General features: G+C 65.1%; 1 protein-coding gene. It reads right to left on the bottom strand.

Features of this window, described 5'->3' with window-relative positions:
• Window positions 1–255, bottom strand: a 255-nt coding sequence (locus KW829_RS22830; RefSeq protein WP_218309154.1) for an Ig-like domain-containing protein, incomplete at both ends; no start/stop codon positions are given.

Below are 255 nucleotides of genomic sequence, written 5' to 3'. Positions count from 1 at the left end.
GATCCGGGGTGAAGCTCCAGCTACCGTCCGGGTTCACCTTCGTGGAGCCGATAACCTGGCCGTTGTCGATGATGTTCACCGTGCTGCCCGGCTCGGCCTTGCCGCTCAGGGTCGGGGTGTTGTCATCAGTGGTGTCGCCGCTCACGACCGGGCCCTGGTAGGCGCCGACGTTGTCGGTGACCAGCAGGTCAGAGGCCGCGTCCGGTGCTTTTGTATCCACCACGATACCGAAGCCGCCGGTTGGCTCACTGGTGC

The organism is Enterobacter sp. ENT02 (genome assembly GCF_019219165.1).
Classification (GTDB): domain Bacteria; phylum Pseudomonadota; class Gammaproteobacteria; order Enterobacterales; family Enterobacteriaceae; genus Enterobacter; species Enterobacter mori.
The sequence above is the reverse complement of the archived record's forward strand: the minus strand, read 5'-3'. Positions and strand labels throughout refer to the sequence as shown.